The sequence below is a fragment of the Streptomyces sp. 12E genome (assembly GCF_055633275.1).
Genome location: NZ_JBVNCJ010000001.1, coordinates 5,432,501 through 5,445,560 on the forward strand (window position 1 = coordinate 5,432,501; position 13,060 = coordinate 5,445,560).

3 protein-coding genes, 1 tRNA gene and 2 rRNA genes (1 of these 6 only partly in view) are annotated in these 13,060 nt (G+C 66.8%); 5 read left to right on the forward strand and 1 reads right to left on the reverse strand.

Translation table 11 applies throughout. From position 1 onward, the window contains the following. From ACZ8ZB_RS25110 to ACZ8ZB_RS25125, 4 genes are all read left to right on the forward strand, one after another. Positions 1-3,047 (forward strand): 23S ribosomal RNA (locus ACZ8ZB_RS25110) (it extends 75 nt beyond the left edge of the window). 87 nt (positions 3,048-3,134) lie between these two features. After that, positions 3,135-3,251 (forward strand): 5S ribosomal RNA (gene rrf / locus ACZ8ZB_RS25115). Positions 3,252-3,351: 100 nt separating this feature from the next. Beyond that, entirely contained in the window at positions 3,352-4,029 is a 678-nt protein-coding gene (locus tag ACZ8ZB_RS25120) for a DegT/DnrJ/EryC1/StrS family aminotransferase (RefSeq protein WP_470739891.1), read from the forward strand. A gap of 76 nt (positions 4,030-4,105) precedes the next feature. After that, a tRNA-Thr gene (locus ACZ8ZB_RS25125) sits at positions 4,106-4,178 on the forward strand. Positions 4,179-4,240: 62 nt separating this feature from the next. Here the strand turns inward: ACZ8ZB_RS25125 and ACZ8ZB_RS25130 are convergent. Then, entirely contained in the window at positions 4,241-6,994 is a 2,754-nt protein-coding gene (locus ACZ8ZB_RS25130; protein ID WP_470739892.1) for a SpoIIE family protein phosphatase, read from the reverse strand. 415 nt (positions 6,995-7,409) lie between these two features. On the opposite strand from ACZ8ZB_RS25130, the gene ACZ8ZB_RS25135 reads away from it, so the two are divergent. Next, positions 7,410-12,881 carry a HAMP domain-containing protein gene (locus tag ACZ8ZB_RS25135; protein WP_470739893.1) on the forward strand — a complete coding sequence of 1,824 codons (5,472 nt, stop codon included), beginning with the start codon at positions 7,410-7,412 and terminating at the stop codon, positions 12,879-12,881. Positions 12,882-13,060 lie beyond the last annotated feature (179 nt).

Sequence of the window (13,060 nt, forward strand, 5' to 3'; positions counted from 1 at the left end):
CCCCGGGGAGTCGTCAACCAGGCTTTGATCCGGGGGTGTCCGAATGGGGAAACCCGGCAGTCGTCATGGGCTGTCACCCTTGCCTGAACACATAGGGCAAGTGGAGGGAACGCGGGGAAGTGAAACATCTCAGTACCCGCAGGAAGAGAAAACAACCGTGATTCCGGGAGTAGTGGCGAGCGAAACCGGATGAGGCCAAACCGTATGCGTGTGAGACCCGGCAGGGGTTGCGCATACGGGGTTGTGGGATCTCTCTTTCATGGTCTGCCGGCCATGAGACGAGTCAGAAACCGTTGATGTAGGCGAAGGACATGCGAAAGGTCCGGCGTAGAGGGTAAGACCCCCGTAGTCGAAACGTCAGCGGCTCGTTGGAGAGACACCCAAGTAGCACGGGGCCCGAGAAATCCCGTGTGAATCTGGCGGGACCACCCGCTAAGCCTAAATATTCCCTGGTGACCGATAGCGGATAGTACCGTGAGGGAATGGTGAAAAGTACCGCGGGAGCGGAGTGAAATAGTACCTGAAACCGTGTGCCTACAAGCCGTGGGAGCGTCGGGGTGGAGCTTGCTCCATCCTCGTGACTGCGTGCCTTTTGAAGAATGAGCCTGCGAGTTTGCGGTGTGTTGCGAGGTTAACCCGGGTGGGGAAGCCGTAGCGAAAGCGAGTCCGAACAGGGCGTTTCAGTAGCACGCTCAAGACCCGAAGCGGAGTGATCTAGCCATGGGCAGGTTGAAGCGGAGGTAAGACTTCGTGGAGGACCGAACCCACCAGGGTTGAAAACCTGGGGGATGACCTGTGGTTAGGGGTGAAAGGCCAATCAAACTCCGTGATAGCTGGTTCTCCCCGAAATGCATTTAGGTGCAGCGTCGTGTGTTTCTTGCCGGAGGTAGAGCACTGGATAGGCGATGGGCCCTACCGGGTTACTGACCTTAGCCAAACTCCGAATGCCGGTAAGTGAGAGCGCGGCAGTGAGACTGTGGGGGATAAGCTCCATGGTCGAGAGGGAAACAGCCCAGAGCATCGACTAAGGCCCCTAAGCGTACGCTAAGTGGGAAAGGATGTGGAGTCGCAGAGACAACCAGGAGGTTGGCTTAGAAGCAGCCACCCTTGAAAGAGTGCGTAATAGCTCACTGGTCTAGTGATTCCGCGCCGACAATGTAGCGGGGCTCAAGCGTACCGCCGAAGTCGTGTCATTCACACAACAGGGCCAACGCCTGTGTGGATGGGTAGGGGAGCGTCGTGTGCCGGGTGAAGCAGCGCCGGAAGGCAGTTGTGGACGGTTCACGAGTGAGAATGCAGGCATGAGTAGCGATTCACACGTGAGAAACGTGTGCGCCGATTGACTAAGGGTTCCTGGGTCAAGCTGATCTGCCCAGGGTAAGTCGGGACCTAAGGCGAGGCCGACAGGCGTAGTCGATGGATAACCGGTTGATATTCCGGTACCCGCTGTGAAGCGTCAAACATCGAACCAGGCGATGCTAAGCCCGTGAAGCCGCCCCTGATCTCTTCGGAGTGAGGGGGAGTGGTGGAGCCGGCGAACCAGACTTGCAGTAGGTGAGTGATGGGGTGACGCAGGAAGGTAGTCCATCCCGGGCGGTGGTTGTCCCGGGGTAAGGGTGTAGGACGTCAGGTAGGCAAATCCGCCTGGCAATAGTCTGAGACCTGATGCCGAGCCGATTGTGGTGAAGTGGATGATCCTATGCTGTCGAGAAAAGCCTCTAGCGAGTTTCATGGCGGCCCGTACCCTAAACCGACTCAGGTGGTCAGGTAGAGAATACCGAGGCGTTCGGGTGAACTATGGTTAAGGAACTCGGCAAAATGCCCCCGTAACTTCGGGAGAAGGGGGGCCACAACCGGTGATGAGCTTCGCGCTCTGAGCTGGGGGTGGCCGCAGAGACCAGCGAGAAGCGACTGTTTACTAAAAACACAGGTCCGTGCGAAGCCGTAAGGCGATGTATACGGACTGACGCCTGCCCGGTGCTGGAACGTTAAGGGGACCGGTTAGTCACTCTTCGGGGTGGCGAAGCTGAGAACTTAAGCGCCAGTAAACGGCGGTGGTAACTATAACCATCCTAAGGTAGCGAAATTCCTTGTCGGGTAAGTTCCGACCTGCACGAATGGCGTAACGACTTCTCGACTGTCTCAACCATAGGCCCGGTGAAATTGCACTACGAGTAAAGATGCTCGTTTCGCGCAGCAGGACGGAAAGACCCCGGGACCTTTACTACAGTTTGATATTGGTGTTCGGTTCGGCTTGTGTAGGATAGCTGGGAGACTGTGAAGCTCGGACGCCAGTTCGGGTGGAGTCGTCGTTGAAATACCAGTCTGGTCGTGCTGGATGTCTAACCTGGGTCCGTGATCCGGATCAGGGACAGTGTCTGATGGGTAGTTTAACTGGGGCGGTTGCCTCCTAAAGAGTAACGGAGGCGCCCAAAGGTTCCCTCAGCCTGGTTGGCAATCAGGTGTTGAGTGTAAGTGCACAAGGGAGCTTGACTGTGAGACCGACGGGTCGAGCAGGGACGAAAGTCGGGACTAGTGATCCGGCGGTGGCTTGTGGAAGCGCCGTCGCTCAACGGATAAAAGGTACCCCGGGGATAACAGGCTGATCTTCCCCAAGAGTCCATATCGACGGGATGGTTTGGCACCTCGATGTCGGCTCGTCGCATCCTGGGGCTGGAGTCGGTCCCAAGGGTTGGGCTGTTCGCCCATTAAAGCGGTACGCGAGCTGGGTTTAGAACGTCGTGAGACAGTTCGGTCCCTATCCGCTGTGCGCGTAGGAGTCTTGAGAAGGGCTGTCCCTAGTACGAGAGGACCGGGACGGACGAACCTCTGGTGTGCCAGTTGTCCTGCCAAGGGCATGGCTGGTTGGCTACGTTCGGGAGGGATAACCGCTGAAAGCATCTAAGCGGGAAGCCTGCTTCGAGATGAGGACTCCCACCTCCTGGAGAGGGTAAGGCTCCCAGTAGACGACTGGGTTGATAGGCCGGATATGGAAGCACGGTAACGTGTGGAGTTGACCGGTACTAATAGGCCGAGGGCTTGTCCTCAGTTGCTCGCGTCCACTGTGTTGGTTCTGAAACCACGAACGGCCCCATGCCAGGTCAGGCATGGTTCGGTTGTCTGTTTCATAGTGTTTCGGTGGTCATAGCGTAGGGGAAACGCCCGGTTACATTCCGAACCCGGAAGCTAAGCCTTACAGCGCCGATGGTACTGCAGGGGGGACCCTGTGGGAGAGTAGGACGCCGCCGAACAATCCTTCAAAAGGGTTGGACCCAGAGCTTCGGTTCTGGGTCCAACCCTTTTTTGTTCTGCGTCACTTGACGTTCACGTGGAGCGACGAGCATCCACACCATGAGTACTGCTGCACTGCTCAGGGCCGCCGGTGTCGGAGTGGGTGACGAGGTCGTCGTGCCGGCCTTCGGGAACGTGGAGGTCGCCGCAGCCGTGACGATGGCAGGTGCACTGCCGGTGTTCGCCGACATAGATCCGGCGACGTACTGTCTGGAGCCGGCCGCGGTGGAGGCAGCCGTAACTCCGCGTACAGCAGCCGTCGTTGTCGTACACCGCTTCGGAATGCCCGCCGATGTCGGACGGTTGCACGCGCTCGGCCGTCGGCACGGGCTGCTGGTGCTGGAGCACGGAGAGTCCGAGGCACCGTACGACGAGATGGCTCAGCGGAGGGAGCGAGCGGCGTTCCTCGACGCCAAGTTGAGGGGGGTGCGGACGCCCGGGAGCGGATCCGGGCACACCTATCAGCAGTACGTCGTGCGGGTACCGGGGAACGGCCGGCCCGACCGGGACGCCTTCGCACGCGCCATACGGGGCAGGGGCGTTGAATGCCGCGTGCCGGTGAAGACCCCCGTGCACCGGATGCCCGAGTTCCGGCGGTGCGTGTCCCTGCCCGAGACCGAGCGAGCCGCCGACGAGACGCTCGCGCTTCCCGTGGACGCGTCGCTGACCAAGCGGGACATGCAGCGGATCGCGACGGCCTGCAATGCGCTGGGCGGGCTGCTCCGGTCGGTCGCCTGAGCGGCGGTTGGGAGCACAGCCCTGTTCGGGGTATGATCTATTCCGTTGCCGAGGGGAAGCCCGCACACGGCAACAGGCCCCTATAGCTCAGTCGGCAGAGCGTCTCCATGGTAAGGAGAAGGTCAACGGTTCGATTCCGTTTGGGGGCTCGGACAGAAAGGCCCCGCCCATTCGGGCGGGGCCTTTCTCATGTCCTGCGGGAGGGCGCCCGCTAGTCCGTGTGCAGGCCCGGTACGCGCATGGCGAGAATCGCCATGTCGTCGGACGGGGGCTCGGAGGCGAAGCGTTCCACGGCGCGCATGATGCGGGCCGCGACCGCGCCGGCCGTCAGACCGGTGCAGGTGGTCAGGACGTCGGCGAGGCCGTCGTCCCCCAGCATGCGGGGGCCCTCGCGGCGTTCGGTGACACCGTCGGTGACGCAGAGGAGGACGTCACCGGGATCGAGGGTGACCGTCTCCTCGTACAGCTCCAGGTCCTCGATGACGCCGAGAAGGGGCTGCGGCTCCGCCGCCGGCTCGACCGTGCCGTCCTGGCGCAGACGGAGCGGAAGGGGATGGCCGGCGCAGACCACCCTCAGTTCCGCGCTGCCGTCGGCCTGCGGACGCATCTCGCCGTAGAGGAGGGTGAGGAAGCGGCTGCGGGCGCCCTCGTCGAGGATCGCGGAGTTGAGGCGCTCCAGCACCGCCGGGCCGCTGAGGCCCTCGCGGGCCAGCAGCCGGAGCGCGTGCCGGGCGAGGCCGGTCACGGCCGCCGCGTTGGGGCCGGTGCCGCAGACGTCGCCGATGGCGAAACCGTACGCGCCGTCGCTGATCGGGAAGAGGTCGTAGAAGTCGCCACCGACCTCGTTGCCCTCGCCGGCCGCGCGGTAGATGACCTCGACCTCGACGCCGTCGATCGTGGGCAGCTCCGGCGGCAGGAGGCTGCGCTGGAGGGACTGGCTGATGGCCGTGCGTTCCGAGTAGAGGCGGGCGTTGTCCAGGGCCAGAGCGGCCCGTCGGGAGAGGTCCTCGGCGAGCTCCAGGATCTCCTGGCGGAAGTGCTCGTCGGTCGGCTTGCCGAGCGTCAGCATGCCGATGACCCGGTTGCGGGCGACCAGGGGGAGGACCACCGTCTCGCCGCCGACCGCGGAGGCCGTCGCGAGGGTCGGACCGATGCCCGTGGTGACCTGGCGGGTCGGACCGCCGCTGAGGCCGAGGCTGCGCATGGAGGTGCGCAGGGCCGCCTGGTGGGCGACCTCCGCGGGCGCGGACCAGACGCGGGCGCCGGGGGTGGGGACCGGGTCGGGCGGGGCGATCTTCGACAGCAGGGACTTGATGCCGTCGATCAGCTCCTCGTCCTCGTGCAGCACGTAGGAGAGGTACGGCTCGGAGGCCTGGTCGGCGATCGTGTAGACGGCACACCAGGTGGCGAGGGTCGGCACCGTCATCTGGGCCATCAGGGCCAGGGTCTGGTCCCGGTCCAGGGTGCCGGCCAGCAGGTCGGAGGCCTCGACGAGGAAGCTGAGCGAGCCGCGGCGCAGGCGCTCCAGTTCGCCCAGGCGGGCCGACTCGACGGCGAGCGCGATACGGTCCGCCGCGAACTGCAGGCGCAGCGCCTCCTCGTTGGAGTACCTGCCGGGTGCCTCGGCGGCGACGCCGAGGGAGCCGGTGAGGCGGCCCTCGACCTTCAGCGGGACGGTGACGACCGAGCGCATGCCGGTGCCGTTGAGGAGGGGGGCCGCCCCGGGGACGGCGGTGAGGTCCTCGTGGACGGCCGGCATGCGGGCGGAGCCGTAGCGGCCGGGGCCCGCCTCGACGGGGACGCGGGCGAAGCGCTGGCGTGCCGAGGGCAGACCGGTGGAGGCGCGGACCTCCAGTTCCGTCTCGTCGTCGGTGGCCAGGAGCAGGAAGGCGGAGTCGCCGTCGAGCATGTCGCGGGCGCGCTCCACCGTGCGCTGGAGCAGGCCGTCGAGGTCGTCCGGGGCCGGGGAGCCGATGAACACCTCGAAGGGGTCGGTGCTCTGGCCCTCGGAGGTGCCGGACTTGTCGGGTGCGGGGCCGCGCAGCGGGGTCTGCAGAACCGCCCGTTCGTGGTCCCGCACCAGGAGGCAGACCGTTGACGGCTCGCCGTCGGTGTCCCGGACCCGCAGGTGGGAGGCGTATACGGGGATCACTCGGCCGTGGGCGCCCCTGATGCCGTAGCTGCCCTCCCAGCGGGAGAGCTGGAGCGCGTCGGCGATGCCGGTGCCGGTGCCGGGGGTGTGCGGCCAGGCCGCGAAGTCGGTCAGCGGCTTGCCGGTGACCTGCTCGGCGGAGTAGCCGAAGAGTTCCTCGGCGTCCTCGTTCCATGCGGTGACGGAGCCGGTCCGGTCGATCTGGACGACGGCGACGCGGACCCGGGTGTCGGCGAGCGGGAGGAGGTGGGCCGGCAGGGAGGGGCCGGCGGTGCGGGTGCCGACCGGGCGCTCGGGAAGGTCGAGTCGGAACCAGACGGTCTTGTGGGTGGGGGTGTAGTCCACGCCCCAGTGGCCGGCCAGGGCCGCGCACAGCTGGAGCCCGCGGCCGCCCTCGCGGTCGGGGCTGCCCATGCTGACGGCGGAACCCTGGAGCGGGATCTCCCGTTCCGGATACCGGTCGGCCACCTCGATCCGTACGCCTTCGTCACTGCGCAGGCAGAGGAGGTCGGCGGAGGTGCCGGCGTGGACCACGGCGTTGGTCACCAGTTCGCTGGTGAGGACCACGGCGTCGTCGACGATGTCGCCGAAACCCCAGCCCTGCAGGGTGTCGCGGACGAAGGAGCGGGCGCTCGCGACCGATCGCCCCACGGGCTCGAAGCTGGCGGCCGCACGCGCGGTGATCACAGAACTCCTCGACCGGTTCTCGACGGGCATGGCTCCTTGACCGACCGGCTCGTGCCGCTGCTGCGGCAGGCCGTCAGTCGGCCGTGGGTCCGGGGGCTGCTCCCCCGGGATCAGTCCGGTGGTCATGTGTGCGGCCGCCCTCCGATGCCCGCTCGTTCCCGTGCCACCGCCCAGGCCGGGCGGACCGGCATGGCTGGACAGCCGGATGCAAGGTTACTTACCTTCGCGGTCCGAGCGAATGCCGGTCTGCTGTGTTTCCGTCCGGAGGCGTTCTCCGCCCGGCGGGTGGGCGGACGATGTGCGAAGCTGCCGGACTGTTATGGCCTGGTTCGACGGGGGTGAAACACTGGGCAGGCTTGTGGTCGAAGGTCCAGGCAGGCCGTGTGCCTTCCGCGCCGGGTGGGCAGCAGCCCCTTGGCGGCGCCTTGGAACGTCGGGCAGGACATCGCGGTAGTACAGGAAGAGCACAGGAACATCGGGAACACCCTTGGCGGTGTGCCCGGGCACAGCGGTAACGGTCGACCCCTGCGGGAGGGACACAGTGGAGTCTGGCGCAGCGACGCGGAGCACGAAGACGACGCGCGCGAAAGGCGGACAGTCCCTGAGCAAGCCGGGAAGGGCGCGGGGCGGGACCACGACGGTGGACACGGCGGCCCTGAACCGGCTGATGACGGCGCTGGTGGCGATGCGGGACGGGAACTTCCGCAAGCGGCTCACGGTGTCCGGCGACGGTGTGATGGCGGAGATCGCGGCGGTCTTCAACGAGGTGGCCGACCGCAATCTCCACCTGACGGGTGAGCTGGCACGGGTGCGCCGCACGGTCGGGCGTGAGGGGAAGCTCACGGAGCGGTTGGAGACCGGGGCCTGTGAGGGTTCCTGGGCGACCGCGATCGACAACTCGAACGCGCTGGTGGACGACCTGGTGCGGCCTGTGTCCGAGGTGAGCCGGGTGCTGTCGGCGGTGGCCGAGGGCGATCTGTCGCCGCGTATGGAGCTGCGGACACAGGCGGCCCCGGAAGGGGCGGGGCATCCGCTGCGGGGCGAGTTCCTCAAGGTCGCGCGGACGGTGAACAACCTGGTCGACCAGTTGTCGACGTTCACCGACGAGGTCACGCGTGTGGCCAGCGAGGTGGGGACCGAGGGCAAGCTGGGCGGTCAGGCCCAGGTGCGCGGCATGTCCGGTTCGTGGAAGGACCTGACGGACTCCGTCAACACCATGGCGGAGCGGCTGACGGCGCAGGTGCGCGACATCGCGCTGGTGACGACGGCCGTCGCGCGCGGTGACCTGTCGCGCAAGGTCACCGTGCACGTCGAGGGCGAGATGCTGGAGCTGAAGAACACCGTCAACACGATGGTGGACCAGCTCTCCGCGTTCTCCTCGGAGGTGACCCGAGTCGCGCGCGAGGTGGGCACCGAGGGCGCCCTGGGCGGTCAGGCGCAGGTGCCCGGGGTGGACGGCGTCTGGAAGGAGCTCACCGACTCCGTCAACACCATGGCCGGCAACCTCACCGCGCAGGTGCGCGGGATCGCCGAGGTGACGACCGCGGTCGCCAACGGTGATCTGTCGCGGAAGGTGACGGTGCCGGCGCGCGGCGAGGTCGCGCAGCTCGCCGAGACGATCAACCAGATGACCGAGACGTTGCGGATCTTCGCGGACGAGGTCACGCGGGTCGCCAACGAGGTCGGGGCCGAGGGACGGCTGGGTGGTCAGGCGAACGTGCCGGGGGCGGCGGGGACGTGGAAGGACCTGACGGACTCCGTCAACACGGTGTTCCGGAACCTGACCACCCAGGTGCGGGACATCGCGGCGGTGACGACGGCGGTCGCCAACGGTGACCTGTCGCAGAAGGTCACGGTGGACGTGGCCGGCGAGATGCTGGAGCTGAAGAACACCGTCAACACGATGGTGGACCAGCTGTCCTCCTTCGGTGCCGAGGTCACGCGCGTGGCGCGCGAGATCGGCGTCGAGGGCGAGCTGGGCGGTCAGGCACAGGTGCCGGGGGCGGCGGGGACGTGGAAGGACCTGACGGACTCCGTCAACACGGCGTTCCGCAACCTCACCGGGCAGGTGAGGAACATCGCCCAGGTGACGACGGCGGTCGCCAACGGCGACCTGTCGCAGAAGGTCACGGTGGACGTCTCCGGCGAGATGCTCCAGCTGAAGAACACCGTCAACACGATGGTGGACCAGCTGTCGAGCTTCGCCGACCAGGTCACGCGGATGGCCCGGGACGTGGGCACGGAGGGGCGGCTGGGCGGTCAGGCGCGCGTGGACGGCGTGTCGGGCACCTGGAAGGAGCTCACCGACTCCGTCAACTCCATGGCGTCGAATCTGACCGGGCAGGTGCGCAACATCGCCCAGGTCACGACGGCCGTCGCGCGCGGTGACCTGTCGCAGAAGATCGACGTCGACGCGCGCGGGGAGATCCTCGAGCTGAAGAACACCATCAACACGATGGTGGACCAGCTGTCGTCGTTCGCCGACCAGGTGACGCGGGTGGCCCGTGAGGTGGGTACGGAGGGGCGGCTGGGCGGCCAGGCGCAGGTGCCCGGGGTCGCCGGCGTGTGGCGGGACCTGACGGACTCCGTGAACGGCATGGCGTCCAATCTGACCGGCCAGGTCCGCAACATCGCGCAGGTGGCGACGGCGGTGGCGCGCGGTGACCTGTCGCAGAAGATCACCGTGGACGCGCGCGGGGAGATCCTGGAGCTCAAGAACACGCTGAACACGATGGTGGACCAGCTGTCGTCGTTCGCCGAGGAGGTCACCCGGGTGGCCCGTGAGGTGGGCACCGAGGGCATCCTGGGCGGCCAGGCCGAGGTGCAGGGTGTCTCCGGTACCTGGAAGGACCTCACACAGTCGGTGAACGGCATGGCGAACAACCTGACCCTCCAGGTGCGCAACATCGCCGAGGTCACCACCGCGGTCGCCAAGGGCGACCTGTCGAAGAAGATCACCGTCGACGCCAAGGGCGAGATCCTGGAGCTGGTGACCACCGTCAACACGATGGTGGACCAGCTGTCGTCGTTCGCCGAGCAGGTCACCCGGGTGGCCCGCGAGGTGGGCACCGAGGGCATCCTGGGCGGCCAGGCGAACGTGCCGGGCGTCACGGGCATCTGGAAGGACCTGAGCGACAACGTCAACCTGATGGCCAAGAACCTGACCACTCAGGTGCGGAACATCTCGCAGGTCTCCGCCGCCGTCGCCAACGGCGACCTGACGCGGCAGGTCAGCATCGAGGCGCGCGGCGAGGTGGCGCAGCTCGCCGACACCATCAACATCATGGTGAAGACGCTGAGCGCGTTCGCCGAGCAGGTCACCAAGGTGGCCCGCGAGGTGGGCACGGACGGCATCCTCGGCGGGCAGGCGCAGGTGCCGGGCGTGGCGGGGACGTGGAAGGACCTCACCGAGTCGGTGAACCAGATGGCGTCCAACCTGACCGGTCAGGTCCGCAACATCGCCATGGTGACGACGGCCATCGCCAAGGGCGACCTGACGAAGAAGATCGACATCGACGCGCGCGGGGAGATCCTCGAGCTGAAGACCACCATCAACACGATGGTGGACCAGCTGTCGTCGTTCGCCGAGGAGGTCACCCGGGTGGCCCGCGAGGTGGGTACCGAGGGGCAGTTGGGCGGCCAGGCGCGCGTGCGTGACGTCGACGGCACCTGGCGGGACCTGACCGAGTCGGTGAACGAGATGGCCGGGAACCTGACCCGGCAGGTGCGTGCCATCGCGCGCGTGGCGACCGCGGTGACCCGCGGCGACCTGAACCTGAAGATCGACGTGGACGCGTCCGGGGAGATCCAGGAGCTCCAGGACTACATCAACAAGATGATCGCCAACCTGCGCGACACCACGATCGCCAACAAGGAGCAGGACTGGCTCAAGGGCAATCTCGCCCGCATCTCGGCGCTGATGCAGGGGCGTCGTGACCTGGAGGACGTGGCGTCGCTGATCATGAGCGAGCTGACGCCGGTGGTGTCCGCGCAGCACGGCGCGTTCTTCCTGGCGATGCCGCTGGTCGACGGCGAGGACCTGAACGCCGCGGACGACGACCAGTTCGAGCTGCGCATGCTCGGCTCGTACGGCTACTCCATGGGCTCCATGCCGACGTCGTTCCGGCCCGGTGAGGGGCTCATCGGGACGGCCGCCACGGAGAAGCGCACGATCCTCGTGCAGGACGTGCCCAGCGGCTATCTGAAGATCTCCTCGGGGCTCGGGGAGGCTCCGCCGGCGCAGGTGATCGTGCTTCCGGTGCTGTTCGAGGGGAAGGTGCTCGGCGTCATCGAGCTGGCCTCGTTCACGCCGTTCACGCACATCCAGAAGGACTTCCTCAACCAGATCGCCGAGATGATCGCGACGAGCGTCAACACCATCTCGGTCAACACCAGGACCGAGCGGCTGCTCTCGCAGTCCCAGGAGCTGACCGAGCAGCTGCGCGAGCGGTCCGCGGAGTTGGAGCAGCGGCAGAAGGCGCTCCAGGCGTCCAACGCCGAACTGGAGGAGAAGGCCGAGCTGCTGGCCCGGCAGAACCGCGACATCGAGGTGAAGAACACCGAGATCGAGGAGGCGCGGCAGGTTCTGGAGGAGCGCGCCGAGCAGCTCGCGGTCTCCATGCGCTACAAGAGCGAGTTCCTCGCCAACATGTCGCACGAACTGCGTACGCCGCTCAATTCGCTGCTGATCCTGGCGAAGTTGCTGGCCGACAACGCGGAGGGGAACCTCTCCCCGAAGCAGGTCGAGTTCGCCGAGACCATCCACGGCGCCGGGTCCGACCTGTTGCAGCTCATCAACGACATCCTCGACCTGTCGAAGGTCGAGGCGGGCAAGATGGACGTCTCCCCGACACGCATCGCGCTGGTCCAGCTCGTGGACTACGTGGAGGCCACCTTCCGTCCGTTGACCGCGGAGAAGGGCCTGGACCTGTCCGTACGGGTGTCGCCGGAGCTGCCGGCGACCCTGCACACCGACGAGCAGCGGCTGCTCCAGGTGCTGCGCAACCTGCTGTCCAACGCGGTGAAGTTCACCGATTCCGGGTCGGTCGAGCTGGTCATCCGGCCCGCCGGGGACGACGTCCCGCAGGCCATCCGGGAGCAGTTGCTGGAGGCCGGTTCGCTGACCGATCCGGACGCGGATCTGATCGCGTTCTCGGTGAGCGACACGGGCATCGGCATCGCGGCCGGCAAGATGCGGGTGATCTTCGAGGCGTTCAAGCAGGCCGACGGCACCACCAGCCGCAAGTACGGCGGTACGGGTCTGGGGCTGTCCATCTCGCGGGAGATCGCGCAGCTGCTCGGCGGTGAGATCCACGCGCAGAGCGAGCCGGGCCGCGGCTCGACGTTCACGCTGTACCTGCCGCTGCACCCGAGCGAGCTGCCGCCGCACGGCTATCAGCAGCCCATGCCCGCGCTGGAGGCCGGTGACCCGATGGCGTCGGCCGAGCCGCCCCCGGCGGAGGCCGGGACGCCGGCGGAGGCGAAGTCGTACCGGGACACCCAGAACGGCCCGGCCGCGCTGTTCCGGCGCCGCCGCAGGATCACGCTGGAGCCGCGGCCCGCTCCGGAGCCCGAGCAGTGGTCGGGCGCGGAGCAGCAGGAGCCGGCTCCCCGGCCGTTGAGCCGCGGCATCCGCTTCGGCGGGCAGAAGGTGCTGATCGTCGACGACGACATCCGCAACGTCTTCGCGCTCACCAGCGTCCTGGAGCAGCACGGCCTGTCCGTGCTGTACGCGGAGAACGGCCGTGAGGGCATCGAGGTGCTGGAGCAGCACGACGACGTGGCGGTCGTCCTGATGGACATCATGATGCCCGAGATGGACGGGTACGCCACGACCACGGCGATCCGCCGGATGCCGCAGTTCGCCGGACTCCCGATCATCGCGCTCACCGCGAAGGCGATGAAGGGGGACCGCGAGAAGGCGATCGAGTCGGGCGCCTCCGACTACGTCACCAAGCCGGTCGACCCCGACCATCTGCTGTCGGTGATGGAGCAGTGGATGCGGGGGGAGTGAGACCGGTGTCCGGAGGGGGCGCGAACGCGACGGGAAGCTTCGGCGTCCACCCGTTGTTGCTGACGAGGTGTGCGCGGAGCCGTGTAGAAGCACGGGAATCGGGGAACCTTCTGATCTCCCGCCGCGTTTCTGCTGCGTGCACAGTGACATCGCGGTGACAGGGTGTGGCGACGGGCGGG